Genomic DNA, 13,844 nt, shown 5'->3' on the forward strand with positions numbered 1-13,844 from the left:
TTCAGGTCCATTCGCCGCCTTTGTAGAGCGGAGCTTGCTCCGCTGCTCTCGGCTCCGGAGACAGCATCGCCGGGTGGCCCCTACCCCGCTTCGTCGGCATGCGCCTTCATCAGTTGCGTCCACAGCGCCTCGACGCGCAGTTCGACCTTCGGATCCAGGGTGATGGGCCGGCCCCATTCGCGGTCGCTCTCGCCGGCCCACTTGCGGGTGGCGTCCAGTCCCAGCTTGGATCCCAGCCCCGACACCGGGCTGGCGAAATCCAGGTAGTCGATCGGCGTGTTCTCCACCAGCATGCTGTCGCGCGCCGGGTCCACCCGCGTGGACACCGCCCAGATCACCTGCGCCCAGTCGCGCACGTCGATGTCCTCGTCGGTGACGATCACGAACTTGGTATAGGTGAACTGGCGCAGGTACGACCACACCCCCATCATCACGCGGCGCGCATGGCCCGGGTACTGCTTGCGGATGCTGACCACCGCCACCCGGTAGGAGCAGGCCTCCGGCGGCAGGTAGAAATCGACGATCTCGGGGAACACCTTGCGCAGGATCGGCACGAACACGTCGTTCAGCGCCATCGACAGCACCGAGGGCTCGTCGAACGGCGCGCGGCCCATGTAGCTGCCGTGGTAGATGGCGTCGCGGCGCAGGCGCATGCGCTCGATGGTCAGCACCGGGAAGGTGCCCTGCGCGTTGTAGTAGCCGGTGTGATCGCCGAACGGGCCTTCCAGCGCGGTGTCGCCGGGATGGATGAAGCCCTCCAGCAGGATCTCCGCGCCGGCCGGCGCGTCCAGCCCGGTCAGCTCGCTGCGCCACAGGCGCGTGCGCGCGCCGCGCAGCAGGCCGGCGAACTCGTACTCGGACAGCGTATCGGGCACCGGCGCCACCGCCGCCAGCATGGTCGCCGGATCCGCGCCGATCGCCACCAGCACCGGGAACGGCCGATCCGGATGCGCGGCCTGCCAGCTCGCATAGTCGAGCGCGCCGCCGCGGTGCGGCAGCCAGCGCATGATCACGCGGTTGCGCCCGATCGGCTGCTGGCGGTAGATGGCCACGTTCTGCCGCGGTTGGCGGGTGCCGCGGGTGATCACCAGGCCGAAGGTGATCAGGCGATCGATATCCTCCGGCCAGCAGCGCTGGATCGGCAGCCGGCGCAGATCGATCTCATCCTTCTCCAGCACCTGCTCGCAGAACGCGGCCTCGCCGACCTGCCGCGGCGCCACGTGCGCGAGCTGGGCCAGTTCCGGCCAGCTGCCCAGCGCCTCGCGCAGGCCCGACGGCCAGCGCGGTTCCTTCACCGCGGCCAGCAGCTCGCCCAGTTCGCGCAGCGATGCCAGCGGCCGGCCGCCCAGCGCCAGCTCGATGCGGCGGCGATGGCCGAACAGGTTGCCGAGCAGCGGGTGTTCCGAGCCTGCCGGATTGTTCATCAGCAGCGCCGGCCCTTCCGCGCGCAGTGCGCGCAGGCTCAGCGCCGTGCTCTCCAGTTCCGGATCCACCGGCGCGTCGATGCTGAGCAGTTGATCCTGCTCGGCCAGGCGTTGAAGGAATTGTCTGAGATCGTGAAACGCCATGCGCCCGTCGTCGTCCGCGATGCGCCGCTGCCGCATCGGCGATGCGGGCGGCGGGGAAGACGGCAGGCTATGCGCGAGGCCGCGGGGCCGTGTTGATCCAGATCAAGCGCGTGGCGGAAAGGATTTGCCGCGCCATCCGCGCACGGTGGCGAAGCGGCGCGTAGCGCAGGCAATCCGCCTCCCCCGCCCTCGGCGAGGGAGGCGGGGCGGAACGTCACAACCGCGCGAACACCAGCGCGGCGTTGTTGCCGCCGAAGCCGAAGCTGTTGGACATCACCGTGTCCAGCCGCGCCTCGCGACTGGCGCGCACGATCGGGTAGCCGGCGGCGCGCTCGTCGATCTGGTCGATGTTGGCCGAGCCGGCGATGAAGCCGTCGCGCATCATCAGCAGGCAGTAGATCGCCTCGTGCACGCTGGCCGCGCCCAGCGAGTGGCCGGACAGCGCCTTGGTCGAGGAAATCGGCGGCACCGCATTGCCGAACACCTCGCGCACCGCTTCCAGCTCGACCACGTCGCCCAGCGGCGTGGCGGTAGCGTGGGTGTTGAGGTAGTCGATGCGCGCATCGACCCCTTCCAGCGCCTGCCGCATGCAGCGCACCGCGCCCTCGCCGGACGGCGCGACCATCTCGGCGCCGTCGGAGGTGGCGCCGTAGCCGATCAACTCGGCATGGATGCGCGCGCCGCGCGCGCGGGCGTGCTCCAGGTCCTCCAGCACCAGCATGCCGCCGCCGCCGGCGATGACGAAGCCGTCGCGGCCGGCGTCGTAGGGCCGCGAGGCCGAGGCCGGGGTCTCGTTGTAGTGGGTGGACAGCGCGCCCATCGCGTCGAACTGGCAGGTCATGCCCCAGTGCAGTTCCTCGCCGCCGCCGGCCAGCACGACGTCCTGGCGGCCGGCGCGGATCAGGTCCGCCGCCGCGCCGATGCAGTGCGCCGAAGTCGCGCACGCGGCCGACAGCGAATAGCTCACGCCCTTGATCGAATACGAGGTCGCCAGCGAGGCCGACACCGTCGAGGCCATCGTCTTGGGCACCATGTACGGGCCGATCTTGCGCACCCCGCGCGCGCGCATCAGGTCGGCGGTCTCGATCTGCCATTCCGGCGAACCGCCGCCGGAGCCGGCGATCACGCCGGTGCGGACGTGGCTGACCTGTTCCGGCGTCAGCCCCGCGTCGGCGATCGCCTCGCGGGTGGCGACGTGCGCGTAGGCGGCGGCGTCGCCCATGAAGCGGCGCTGCTTGCGATCGATCTCGGCCTCCAGGTCGATGACCGGCACGCCGGCGACCTGGCTGCGCAATCCCATCTCGGCGTACTGCGGCACGTGGGTGATGCCCGCCCTGCCCTCGCGCAACGCGGCCGAGACGCTGTCGGGATCGTTGCCCAGGCAGGACACGATCCCCATTCCGGTGACGACGACGCGGCGCATCTTCAGAAGCCCTCGGTCGAGGCGAACAGGCCCACGCGCAGATCCTTGGCGGTGTAGATCTCGCGCCCGTCGACCCGCGTGCGGCCGTCGGCCAGCACCATGTTGAGCTTGCCGCGGATGACCCGGCGGATGTCGATCTCGTAGCTCACCAGGCTGGCGTCCGGCAGGATCTGGCCGGTGAACTTGACCTCGCCCACGCCGAGCGCGCGGCCGCGGCCGCGCTCGCCCAGCCAGGGCAGGTAGAAGCCGGCCAGCTGCCACATCGCGTCCAGGCCCAGGCAGCCCGGCATCACCGGATCGCCTTCGAAATGGCAGGCGAAGAACCACAGGTCCGGGCGGATGTCGAGCTCGGCGCGGATCACGCCCTTGCCGTACTGGCCGCCCTCGGTGGCGATGTGGGTGATGCGATCGAACATCAGCATCGGCGGCGCGGGCAGGCGCGCGTTGCCGGGACCGAACAGTTCGCCGCGCGCGCATTGCAACAGTTGCTCACGGTCGAACGAGGAAGGCAGGCTCATCGGGAAAGTTCCGGACGGGGGGAGAAACGCCCATTTTGTCATGCAATCGCCGCGCAGCCTTGATCTTCATCAACGCGTTTTCCGTACGCAGGCGTAGGCAACAGGCACCTACGCATGCGTACGTTTCGCGCATTCAACCCTGCGGGATGCCGGTCATGTCCGGCAGGCGGTGCGCCACGCCCTTGTGGCAGTCGATGCAGGTCTTCTTGCCGGTGCCCAGCCACAGCTTGTGGACCTGCGCGGCGCGCGACCCCTGCCGGGTCAGGTCCATCGAGGTGTAGTCGTGGCAGTTGCGGCATTCCAGCGAGTCGTTGGCCTTGAGCCGATCCCACTCGTGCATCGCCAGTTCCAGCCGCTTGTCGAGGAACTTCTCGCGCGTGCTGATGGTGCCGAAGATCTTGCCCCAGACCTCCTTCGACGCCTGCATCTTGCGCGCGATCTTGTCGGTCCAGTTGTGCGGCACGTGGCAGTCCGGGCAGGTGGCGCGTACGCCGGAGCGGTTGCTGTAGTGGATGGTCGGCTTGAGCTCCTCGAACACGTTGGCCTCCATCTCGTGGCAGCTGGTGCAGAAGGTCTCGGTGTTGGTCGCCTCCAGCGCGGTGTTGAAGCCGCCCCAGAACAGGATCCCGGCGATGAAGCCGGCCACGGTGAGGAAGCCCAGGCTGTAGTGCACGCTGGGCGATCGCAGCGTGCGCCAGATCGGCTTGACGCGTTGCATCGTGCGCTTCCACATGGCTCATTGGCTCCCGCTGTGGGACAGCACGGTGTCGATGTCCTCGAAGGTGTTGGCCACCAGCGGCTGCGCATCGGTCTGCACGACGTGGCACTGGCTGCAGAAGTAGCGGCGCGGCGAGATGGTGGCGAGGAACTGGTCGTCGCGGTCCATGTAGTGGGTCACGCTGACCGGCGGCGCCTGGAAGGTGGCCGCGTTGCTGCGCGCGTGGCAGAGCATGCAGCGGTTGCTGTTCTTGTCGACCTGGTAGCCGTCGATGGTGTGCGGGATGGTCGGCGGCTGCATCGGGTAGGCGCGTGCGCGCACCAGGTCGGCGTTCTCGACCCGCGCCATCGGCGGCGGATCGCCTTCCTGGTCCACCGGCACGCCGCGGCGGATCGCGTCGATCTGCTTGTCGAGCAGGGCATCGAGCGGCGGCGGCGTTGTCGCGGCGGTGGCCGGGACATCGGCCGGCTCCGGCACCGCCCTCCCGCCGGTGGCGGTGCCGAACCGCCAGCCCAGCGCGAACACCGCCAGCACCAGCACCACGCCGGCCAGGATCGCAATCAACAGGGATTTGTTGCGCATGATGGCTCTCCTAGGCAGGCAGTACCTTGACCGCGCACTTCTTGTAGTCGGTCTGCTTGGATATCGGATCGGTCGCGTCCAGGGTGACCTTGTTGATCAGCTGGCCGGCGTCGAACCACGGCACGAAGATGACGCCGGGCGGCATGCGGTTGCGGCCGCGGGTCTCCACCCGCGAGAGCATGTCGCCGCGGCGCGAGACCACCGAGACCTGGTCGCCGCGCTTGAGCCCGCGCGCGCGCGCGTCGTCCGGGTTCATGAACACCACCGCCGCCGGGAACGCCTTGTACAGTTCGGGGATGCGCATGGTCATCGAACCGGAGTGCCAGTGCTCGAGCACGCGCCCGGTGACCAGCCACAGATCGTACTCGGCGTCCGGCGATTCGGCCGGCGGTTCGTAGGGCAGCGCCCAGATCACCGCGCGCCCGTCCTTGTTGCCGTAGAACTCGAAGCCGGCGCCCTTCTTGACGTAGGGGTCGGCGCCCTCGCGGTAGCGCCAGCGCGTCTCCTTGCCATCGACCACCGGCCAGCGCAGGCCGCGCTCGCGGTGGTAGGTGTCGAACGGCGCCAGATCGTGCGCGTGGCCGCGGCCGAACTCGGCATATTCCTCGAACAGGCCCTTCTGCACGTAGAAGCCGAACGCGTCCGATTCCTCGTTGGCATAGCCCTGCTCGATGTCCGTCAGCGGGAAGCGATCCACCTTGCCGTTGGCGAACAGCACCTCGAACAGCGTCTTGCCCCTGTACTGCGGATTCTTTGCCAGCAGTTCCGCCGGCCAGCACTCGTCGGTGGTGAAGCGCCGGGAGAACTCCATCAACTGCCACAGGTCCGAGCGCGCCTGCCCCGGCGCCTTCACCAGCTGGTGCCAGAACTGGGTGCGGCGCTCGGCATTGCCGTAGGCGCCCTCCTTCTCCACCCACATCGCCGTGGGCAGGATCAGGTCGGCGGCCTGGCAGGTGACCGTGGGATAGGCGTCGGACACCACGATGAAGTTGTCCGGGTTGCGGTAGCCGGGCCAGGTTTCCTCGCGCAGGTTGGGCGCGGCCTGCATGTTGTTGTTGACCTGCACCCAGTAGGCATTGAGCTTGCCGTCCTTCAGCGCGCGGTTCTGCTCGACCGCGTGGTAGCCGGGCTTGGGATTGATCACGCCGTGCGGGACCTTCCAGATCTCCTCGGCATGGTGGCGGTGCTCGGGGTTGGCCACCAGCATGTCGGCCGGCAGCCGGTGGCTGAAGGTGCCGACCTCGCGCGCGGTGCCGCAGGCCGAGGGTTGTCCGGTCAGCGAGAACGGGCTGTTGCCCGGCGTCGAAATCTTGCCGGTCAGCAGGTGGATGTTGTAGACCATGTTGTTGGCCCACACCCCGCGCGTGTGCTGGTTGAAGCCCATCGTCCAGAACGACATCACCTTGGTCTTGGGGTCGGCATACAGCTCGGCCAGCTTCTCCAGCCAGCCTGGCTCGGCGCCGGTCATCTCGACGGCCTTCTCCAGCGTGTACGGCGCGACGAAGCGGGCGAACTCGTCGAAATCGATCGGCTGGCCGCCGCCGGCGTCCTTGGCGTTCTTCGCCTTGACCTCCAGCGGATGCTCCGGGCGCAGGCCATAGCCGATGTCGTCGTTGCCGCGCTTGAAGGTGGTGTGCCTGTCGACGAAGTCCCTGTTGACCCGGCCGGTCCTGATGATGTGGTTGGCGATGTAGTTGAGGATCACCAGGTCCGAATGCGGCTTGAAGATGATCGGGATGTCGGCCAGCTCGTAGCTGCGGTGCTCGAACGTGGACAGCACCGCCACCTTGACGTGCGGGTTGGACAGCCGCCGGTCGGTGACCCGGGTCCACAGGATCGGGTGCATCTCGGCCATGTTCGAGCCCCACAGCACGAACGCGTCGGCCGCCTCGATGTCGTCGTAGCAGCCCATCGGCTCGTCCATGCCGAAGGTGCGCATGAAGCCCATCACCGCCGAGGCCATGCAGTGGCGCGCATTGGGATCGATGTGGTTGCTGCGGAAGCCGGCCTTCATCAGCTTGTTGGCCGCATAGCCCTCGAAGACGGTCCACTGGCCGGAGCCGAACATGCCGATGCCGTCGCCGCCCTTGGCCTTGAGTACCGCCTTGAACTTATCGGCCATCACGTCGAAGGCCTCGTCCCAGCTCACCTCCTCGAAGTCGCCGTCCTTGGCGTAGGCGCCGTTCTTCTTGCGCAGCAGCGGCATGGTCAGGCGATCGGCGCCATACAGCACCTTGGACAGGAAATAGCCCTTGACGCAGTTGAGGCCGCGGTTGACCTCGGCGTGGACGTCGCCGTGGGTGGCGACCACGCGGCCGTCCTTGACCGCGACGTTGACCCCGCAGCCGGTGCCGCAATAGCGGCACGGCGCCTTGTCCCACTTCAGCCTGGTCAGGTCGCCCTCGGTGACGAGGTTGCTGCCGCCGCCGGGCAAGGCGATGCCCGCCGCGGCCGCGGCCGTGGCGATTGCGCTGTTGCGGACGAACTCCCTGCGTGTGGTCATCGTTGTGCTCCGTTGACTGCGGCCGGCGCCAGCGGCGCGTCCAGCGACGCCCGCGCTTCCGCGTGGTGGTAGACCAGGGCGACGTTGAGCACGCCGGCCACGTTGCGCAGCGTCTCGACGTGTTCGAGCAGCGCGTGCTGATCGTCCGACTCGCACAGCACGATGCTGCGGGTCTGGCCGGGGATGGCGATTTCCAGTCCCTCGCCTGCCAGCACCGCGGCGGCCAGCGCGTCGGCCGCCTGCGGCTGGTGCTGCACGATGAAGCTGGCGATGTGCAGCTCGCGGCCGGGAGACTCGGCCATCAGCCCGCCCCCGCCCGCAACTGCCGATGGATGATGACGGAACCGGCCATCATCCTCATGTCCCCGAAGGCGGACCGGCGAACATCTGCCATATCCACACCAGGAAACCGTAACCGGCCACGATCAGCACCGTGGCCAGCGGGAAGATCACCACCGTCAGCAGCAGGAAGGCGAAACGTTCCTGCCGCTTGACCGCGATAGCGTCACTGGGTTGTTGCATGCTGCGCACCTGGCTCGCTCACGGGGCCGGAGACTAGCACAGGCTTTTGCATGTTCATGCGAACACGCGGTGACGAACGGATGCGGGCGCCCGCTATGTTGCAGTGCCGCGAATGCGCTTGCGCGTGCTGTCGCGCACGTCCACCTCGAAGACCAGTTGCAGCATCCCTGCCTGCGCGCCGTCGCCGGCCGCATCGGGCCAGGCGAACACGAGGCCCTCGCGGCAAGGCAGGCGACGCGCATGTTCGATCACCTGCGCGCGCGGCAGTTGCAGCCGCCAGTGCGATGGCTGGCAGTCGAACAGCGCGCGTCCTGCATCGGCCAGCGCGATCGATTGCCGGAAGATCGTGTCCGCGCCCAGGCGGGTGGCGTTCTCGATCGTGCCGCCGTCGAGCAGTCCGGCCAGTTCGGCCTCGTCGATGCGGAAGCGCAGGGTCTGCTGCTGTATCTGCAATTTCACTTGATCAGCTCCTGCCATTGTTCCGGCGTGTTGACGTTGGCCAGGCCATCCTCGTCGCCCGCCCCGATCGCCAGTTCGATGCCGCCCAGGGCCGCGTGCAGCGCGCGCAGCGAACGCCCGCGCCCGGACGCGGAAGCCAGCGCGGCCAGCGTGCGCCGGCTGTCCGCGTCCAGTTGCAGGCGCATCGGCAGCGGCCGCCCGTGGTAGCAGGCGCAGGCCGCCGCGGGCGCTGCCAGCAGGCGGTGCAGCGTCGAAGCCGCGAGCCGCGGCATGTCCACCGGCACGACCAGCCAGGTGCCGTCAGGCTCGGTGGCGGCCAGGCTGTGCAGCCCGCCCAGCGGTCCCAGTGCCGGCACCGCGTCGGGCACCGCGCCGTACTCCGGATAGCAACCACTGATCGCCACCCGCGCCGCGCCGGCCTCCAGCAGCAGCGCGCGCATGTGTTCGATCAGCGGCATGCCGCGCCATACCAGCCGCGCCTTGTCCTGGCCCATGCGCGAGGAGCGCCCGCCGGCCAGCAGCACGCCGGTCCAGGGCGCCGGCACCGGCAAAGGCGTGGCGCTATCCATCGTTTCGCGCTCCGTCCGCGAACGGGATACCCGACATCCTCGATGCGATGGCCGGCATGTTGTCGCTCCTCACTGTCCGCACTCGCCGGGAATCGCGCCGCGCCGGCCCGTGGGAATCTTGCCATGCCTTGCCGCGAATCGCCGGCACCGCTCTCGCACGCCGGAAATGATTCGGACAACCTATCCTGCCGTCATCCCCGTGCAGGCGGGGATGACGGGCAAGGAGCTTGCCTAGCGGCTGTACTGCAACTGCAGCCAGAACTTCTCGGTATCCACGCTGCGCGCGCGGTCGTCCGAGTCGTAGCGCGCGTACTTGACCAGCGCCGACAGTCCCTTCACGCCGGGGATCGGATGCGCGTAGGACAGGTCGAATTCGCGACCGTAGCCGCCGCCGCGATCGGCGGAGAAGTCGTGGTACCACGCCTGCGCGGTGCCGCCGGCCAGCGGCATGATCGCGCCGACGTAGCGATCCACCAGGCCATCGGCCGGCGTGGTCAGGAACACGTCGGCCCAGCCCTGGAACAGGTGCTTGGTCGCCAGCGGGGTCTGGAAGGCGCGGTTGCCCGGGCCTGCCGGGCCCGCGCCCAGCGTCTCCTGCCCCAGCTTGAACTGCACGCCGCGCACGCGGTAGCCCAGTTCGGCCAGCGAGTATTCGCTGTCCAGCGTCCACGGGTTGCCGGCCAGGTCGCGCTGGCGGGCGTATTCCAGCGCGTAGCCGAAGGCGCCGCGCGCGCCGTCGGCGCGGACGCCGCTGGTGCGGCTGGACAGCGTGCCCAGCGGCGCGTTGGCGGCCACCGCGACGTTCTCCAGGTCCAGCCGGTAATGGTAGGCGGTCACCGCCAGCGCCGGCGAGAACGCGTGGCGCAGGTTGAACAGGTGGCTGTCGCCGTCGATGTCGGCGCGGTTGGCGGCATTGGCGCGCGCGCCGTCGGCCGGGCCGAACACGGTGTTGACGTTGTCCAGCCACGCGTAGCCGACGCTGGTGCCCTCGCGCGGCTTGAACTGCAGCGACGCGCCGTCGTAGGTCTGCTCGTTCTGCCGCCAGGCCACGCCGCCGACGAAGCGCTGGTTGTCCAGGTTGATGCGCTGGCGGCCCAGGGTGGCGCTGCCGCGCGCACCGTCGAAGCGCAGCGAGGCCTGGTTGATCTCGGTGCCGTCCGGATCGGCGACCACCGCATGGGTGGTGCGGCCGTTGCGGGTGTCGTTGAAGCCGTCGCCGCCCAGGTGGCTGACGTTGTCGATTTCCAGCAGGCCGGAAAAGCCGTGCCAGCGCCCGCTCTGGAAGCCCAGGCGGGTGCGCAGCGTGTGCGCGCCGGCATCGCGCAGCGCGTTGTCCTGGCTGACGCTTTCATGGCGGTAGCGCAGGTCGAGCACGGGCTTGCCCTGCTCGAACAGATCGCGGAAGGACGCGTCGGCCAGCGCGGGGACGGAAACCGCCAGCAACGGCAACGCCAGCCAGCGGTTGAGGGGTGCTTGCATCGGGATTCTCCAGTGGGTGAGGGGTGACGGCGTGCGCCCTGCCCCCCCATCCGCATTCCCGCCCGGATGGGAGGAAGCGCGCTGCGCTCAATACTTGAAGTTGAGCTTCATCCAGAGCGTGCGTCCCGGCTCGTGGATGCGCACCGGCATCGACGGATAGCCGAAGGCGCTGTTGCCGCCCAGGTTGAGGTGCTCGCTGTAGGTGCGGTCGAACAGGTTGTCGACGCCGGCGGCCAGCTGCACGCGATCGTTGAAGCGGTAGCCGCCGTTGACCGAGAACACCGCGAAGCCGGGGCTGGGGCCGAGATCGCGCCCGACCACGTTGCCCTGCCCGGTGCTGACCCGATCCTGCGACGAGGCCACCCGCAGCAGCGCGCCCATCGACCAGCGGCGGTTGTCATAGGCCGCGGAGAACTTGGCTTCCAGCGGCGGCATCTGCGGCAGCGCGGTGCCGGTGGAGGAAACCTCGCCCCAGGCGTAGGCCAGGGTGCCGCCGAGCTTCCAGTGATCGGCCAGCTTCCATTCCACGCCGGCCTCGCCGCCGCGGATGTCGGCATCGACGTTGCGGGCGCGGGTGGTGCTGCCCATCATGCCGCCGCCCAGGTAGTCGAACAGGATGTAGTCCTGCATGCGCCCGGCGTACACCGACGCCCACGCATCGACGCGCCTGCCGCGGTAGTGCAGGCCGGCGTCGAGCTGGGTGGTGCGCTCGGGGCGCACGCCGGCGAAGGCGTTGGGCGCGCCGTCCGGGCCGCGGTTGGGCGAGAACAGTTCCCAGTAGTCGGGCATGCGCCGGGTATGGCCGATGCCGGCGTACCAGTTCATCGGCACCTCGGCCAATTCCTGCTCGTAGCGCACGAATCCGGAAGGCAGCGTCTCGCGCCGGGTGACGCCGGCGGTGGGATTGGGCATCGGCATCATGCCGCTGGTGGTGGCGCGCAGGTCCTCGGCCTCGGCGCGGTCGAAGCGCAGGCCGCCCATCAGGTGATGCACGTCGCTGATGTGCCAGTGCGACTCGGTGAACACGCCGGTGTTGCGCGCGCGCGCATCGACCGTCCACGGCACCTGCAGGTAGGCGTCGCGCCCGCTGGCGCTGCGGCGCTGGTGGCGGCTGGCGCGGTGGTCGAGGCCGGCGGTGGTCTCCAGCCGGCCGTTGTGCCAGGTGATCGCGGCGCGGCCGCCGGTGCTGCGCTGGCCGACGTTGCTGGCCATCGGCATCGGCATGGCGCCGGACGGGTCCGGCGTGCGCAGCGTGTAGTTGTCCATCACGTGGTCGACGTCGTTGTAGAAGACGTTGGCGACCAGCGAATCGATCGCGCCGTCGAAGGCGCGCTTCTCGTAGCGCAGGCCGTAGCTGGTGCGATCGAACTTGGACCCGTCCATGCCGCGGCCGGCGTAGCGCGCCTGCGCATCGCCGGTGCCGGCGCTGAACTCCAGCACGCTGTCCGCGTCCGGGGTCCAGCCGAAGGCGGCGTCGGCGTTCCACTTGTCCCATGCCGAAGGCACGGCCTTGCCGTCGCCGTCGTGGTAGTCGTCGGATTCGGAACGGTTGGCCGACAGCCGCGCGTAGCCGGTGGGATTGCCGGCGGACAGGTCCAGCACCTGGTCGTTGCGGCCGCGGCTGCCGCCCAGCAGGCTGCCGCTGGCACGCACGCCGGGCTGGTCGAAGTACGGGATCTCGCGCTCGAAGCGCACCGTGCCGGCCGAGGCGCCCGGCCCCCACAGCACCGTCTGCGGCCCCTTGATGACGGTCAGGCGATCGTAGGTCTCCGGCGCGATGTAGGACAGCGCGTTGTCCATCCGCGACGGGCAGGCGCCGATCATCGCGCCGTCGTTGGTCAACAGGTTGATGCGCGAGCCGAACATGCCGCGCAGCACCGGGTCGCCGTTGGTGCCGCCGCTGCGCAGCGTCGAGAAGCCCGGCACGGTCTTCAGGTAGTCGGCGCCGTCGCTGGCCGGCACCGGCTGGCGCGGCAGCCGCGGGTCGGTGACGAAGGTGGTCGCCATGCTCGGCGCCACGCCGATCACGATCAGCCGGTCCATCGTCACCGTGTCCGCCGCCTGCGTCGCTGGCGTCACCGGCGTCGCGTGTGCCGTGTGTGCCGCATGCTGCATGCCGTCGTGCGCGGCCGCCGTGCCGGTGGAGAACAGCGCGGCGGCCAGCGCCACGCTCAACATCCTTCTTTGCATCCTGCTTTCCATGACATGCGACCTCATCGATTTGTGCAGGTCGATTTTCGACCCGCGCGCGGCGCGGGGAAACGTGTTTTTCATGCTGATCGAGGCTGGCTTGACTTCCATCAAGCCATTGTCGGGCCACTGATCTGGATCAATGCGCGCGGGCTTTCCATGCCCGCGAAACCGGGCAACGAAGTCTTGGTGTGGAGCCGGACCTGCCCGGCTGCACGAGTTCGCAAGCAAAGGGCAGCCGAGCAAGCTCGGCTCTACGGATCGGAGGCGGCAATCGGGAGCCGAAGCGGCTCAGCGTTCGCCCATGCCATCGCCATGCCAGGCGGCCGCGCCGATCACGCCGAGCTGGCCGTGCTCGACGCACCACACCGGCACGCGCCGCAACGCCGGCGACAGTGCGCCCTTGTCGAGATAGCGGCGCAGGAAGCGGCCATCGTCCAGCCACTGCGCCAGGTGCGCGGTGATGCCGCCGGCCAGGTAGACCGTGCGCGCGCCGAAGGTGATCGCCAGATCGCCGGCCAGGCTGCCCAGCCAGCCGCAGAACACCTGCACGCCCTCGACCGCCAGCGCCTCGCCGCTGGCGGCCGCGTCGAGGATCTCGGCCGGCGTCGACCAGGGCGCGGCGACGCCGCGCAGTTCGCCCAGGCATCGGTGCAGGTTAACCAGCCCGGGCCCGGACAGGATGCGCTCGTTGTCGACGTGGCCGTGGCGGGCCGCCAGCAGCCGCACGATGTCCATTTCCAGTTCCGTGCCGGCGGCCAGCGCGGCATGGCCGACCTCGCTGGACAGCACTGGATGGTCCACCGAGTCCAGCCGCAGCGCCGCGCCCAGCCCGGTGCCGGGGCCGAGCACCAGCGCCGGCCAGCGCGCGACGTGCAGCGGCGGACCGGTCAGGCAGCGCATCGCCGCCGGATCCGCGTGGCCGATCGCATGGGCCAGCGCCTGGAAGTCGTTGACCAGCCGCAGCGTGCGCAGGCCGGCGTCGGCGCAGGTCTGCTCGACCGACACCGGCCAGGGCAGATTGGTGTTGAGCAGGCAGTCGCCGTCGAGCACCCCGGCGATCGCCACCACCGCCACGTCCGGCGCGGCGATGCCGCTATCGACCAGTTCCCGCCGGTAGCGGCGCAGGATGGTCGCCAGGTCGGCATGCTCGGCGCAGACGTAGCGACGGTAATCCAGGATGCGCGGCACCCGCCCATCGCCCGGGCGCGCCCAGGCCAGTCGCGCATAGGTCCCGCCGACATCGGCCACCAGGATGGCCGTCACCTCTTCGCTCACGCTTTTTCCCTGCGGGTCCGGAAACAGTATCGACC

Annotated in this window: 13 protein-coding genes; all 13 read right to left on the reverse strand. The window is 69.5% G+C overall.

Features of this window, described 5'->3' with window-relative positions:
• Window positions 1–80: 80 nt before the first annotated feature.
• The 13 genes from AAG688_RS09390 to AAG688_RS09450 all read right to left on the reverse strand — a co-directional run bounded on the left by AAG688_RS09390 (window position 81) and on the right by AAG688_RS09450 (window position 13,809).
• Window positions 81–1,568: a UbiD family decarboxylase gene (locus AAG688_RS09390; RefSeq protein ID WP_411834971.1), complete on the reverse strand. Its 1,488-nt coding sequence runs from the start codon at window positions 1,566–1,568 to the stop codon at window positions 81–83.
• 214 nt (window positions 1,569–1,782) lie between these two features.
• Window positions 1,783–2,991 carry a beta-ketoacyl-ACP synthase I gene (fabB, locus tag AAG688_RS09395; protein WP_411832001.1) on the reverse strand — a complete coding sequence of 403 codons (1,209 nt, stop codon included), beginning with the start codon at window positions 2,989–2,991 and terminating at the stop codon, window positions 1,783–1,785.
• Window positions 2,992–2,993: 2 nt separating this feature from the next.
• The gene (fabA, locus tag AAG688_RS09400; RefSeq protein WP_411832002.1) at window positions 2,994–3,509 is read right to left on the reverse strand and encodes a 3-hydroxyacyl-[acyl-carrier-protein] dehydratase FabA; all 516 of its coding nucleotides are present in this window, start codon (window positions 3,507–3,509) and stop codon (window positions 2,994–2,996) included.
• A 133-nt stretch (window positions 3,510–3,642) separates the two neighbouring features.
• Window positions 3,643–4,227: a NapC/NirT family cytochrome c gene (locus AAG688_RS09405; RefSeq protein WP_411832003.1), complete on the reverse strand. Its 585-nt coding sequence runs from the start codon at window positions 4,225–4,227 to the stop codon at window positions 3,643–3,645.
• Between the two features lie 18 nt (window positions 4,228–4,245).
• Window positions 4,246–4,809, reverse strand: coding sequence for a nitrate reductase cytochrome c-type subunit (locus AAG688_RS09410; protein ID WP_411832004.1), 564 nt, complete (start codon window positions 4,807–4,809; stop codon window positions 4,246–4,248).
• A gap of 10 nt (window positions 4,810–4,819) precedes the next feature.
• Window positions 4,820–7,312: a periplasmic nitrate reductase subunit alpha gene (napA, locus tag AAG688_RS09415; protein WP_411832005.1), complete on the reverse strand. Its 2,493-nt coding sequence runs from the start codon at window positions 7,310–7,312 to the stop codon at window positions 4,820–4,822.
• On the reverse strand, window positions 7,309–7,614 hold the full coding sequence (locus AAG688_RS09420; protein ID WP_411832007.1) for a chaperone NapD: 306 nt from the start codon (window positions 7,612–7,614) through the stop codon (window positions 7,309–7,311). Before AAG688_RS09420 ends, napA begins: the two co-directional genes overlap by 4 nt.
• 55 nt (window positions 7,615–7,669) lie before the next feature.
• Window positions 7,670–7,834, reverse strand: coding sequence for a periplasmic nitrate reductase, NapE protein (napE, locus tag AAG688_RS09425; protein WP_411832008.1), 165 nt, complete (start codon window positions 7,832–7,834; stop codon window positions 7,670–7,672).
• A gap of 93 nt (window positions 7,835–7,927) precedes the next feature.
• On the reverse strand, window positions 7,928–8,293 hold the full coding sequence (locus tag AAG688_RS09430) for a hypothetical protein (protein WP_411832009.1): 366 nt from the start codon (window positions 8,291–8,293) through the stop codon (window positions 7,928–7,930).
• The gene (locus tag AAG688_RS09435) at window positions 8,290–8,862 is read right to left on the reverse strand and encodes a molybdenum cofactor guanylyltransferase (protein ID WP_411832010.1); all 573 of its coding nucleotides are present in this window, start codon (window positions 8,860–8,862) and stop codon (window positions 8,290–8,292) included. Before AAG688_RS09435 ends, AAG688_RS09430 begins: the two co-directional genes overlap by 4 nt.
• Before the next feature lie 231 nt (window positions 8,863–9,093).
• On the reverse strand, window positions 9,094–10,341 hold the full coding sequence (locus AAG688_RS09440; RefSeq protein WP_411832011.1) for a hypothetical protein: 1,248 nt from the start codon (window positions 10,339–10,341) through the stop codon (window positions 9,094–9,096).
• A gap of 87 nt (window positions 10,342–10,428) precedes the next feature.
• Window positions 10,429–12,456 carry a TonB-dependent copper receptor gene (locus AAG688_RS09445; protein ID WP_411834973.1) on the reverse strand — a complete coding sequence of 676 codons (2,028 nt, stop codon included), beginning with the start codon at window positions 12,454–12,456 and terminating at the stop codon, window positions 10,429–10,431.
• Window positions 12,457–12,822: 366 nt separating this feature from the next.
• Window positions 12,823–13,809 carry a glucokinase gene (locus tag AAG688_RS09450; protein WP_411832012.1) on the reverse strand — a complete coding sequence of 329 codons (987 nt, stop codon included), beginning with the start codon at window positions 13,807–13,809 and terminating at the stop codon, window positions 12,823–12,825.
• Window positions 13,810–13,844 lie beyond the last annotated feature (35 nt).

Origin of the sequence: Pseudoxanthomonas mexicana, from assembly GCF_046736355.1 — a bacterium.
Classification (GTDB): Bacteria; Pseudomonadota; Gammaproteobacteria; order Xanthomonadales; family Xanthomonadaceae; genus Pseudoxanthomonas_A; species Pseudoxanthomonas_A mexicana_B.

Coding starts and splice junctions, on each gene's coding strand:
- AAG688_RS09390 (WP_411834971.1), bottom strand. CDS start 1,568: ATGGCGTTTCACGATCTCAGACAATTCCTTCAACGCCTGGCCGAGCAG.
- fabB (WP_411832001.1), bottom strand. CDS start 2,991: ATGCGCCGCGTCGTCGTCACCGGAATGGGGATCGTGTCCTGCCTGGGC.
- fabA (WP_411832002.1), bottom strand. CDS start 3,509: ATGAGCCTGCCTTCCTCGTTCGACCGTGAGCAACTGTTGCAATGCGCG.
- AAG688_RS09405 (WP_411832003.1), bottom strand. CDS start 4,227: ATGCAACGCGTCAAGCCGATCTGGCGCACGCTGCGATCGCCCAGCGTG.
- AAG688_RS09410 (WP_411832004.1), bottom strand. CDS start 4,809: ATGCGCAACAAATCCCTGTTGATTGCGATCCTGGCCGGCGTGGTGCTG.
- napA (WP_411832005.1), bottom strand. CDS start 7,312: ATGACCACACGCAGGGAGTTCGTCCGCAACAGCGCAATCGCCACGGCC.
- AAG688_RS09420 (WP_411832007.1), bottom strand. CDS start 7,614: ATGGCCGAGTCTCCCGGCCGCGAGCTGCACATCGCCAGCTTCATCGTG.
- napE (WP_411832008.1), bottom strand. CDS start 7,834: ATGCAACAACCCAGTGACGCTATCGCGGTCAAGCGGCAGGAACGTTTC.
- AAG688_RS09435 (WP_411832010.1), bottom strand. CDS start 8,862: ATGGATAGCGCCACGCCTTTGCCGGTGCCGGCGCCCTGGACCGGCGTG.
- AAG688_RS09440 (WP_411832011.1), bottom strand. CDS start 10,341: ATGCAAGCACCCCTCAACCGCTGGCTGGCGTTGCCGTTGCTGGCGGTT.
- AAG688_RS09445 (WP_411834973.1), bottom strand. CDS start 12,456: ATGCAGCATGCGGCACACACGGCACACGCGACGCCGGTGACGCCAGCG.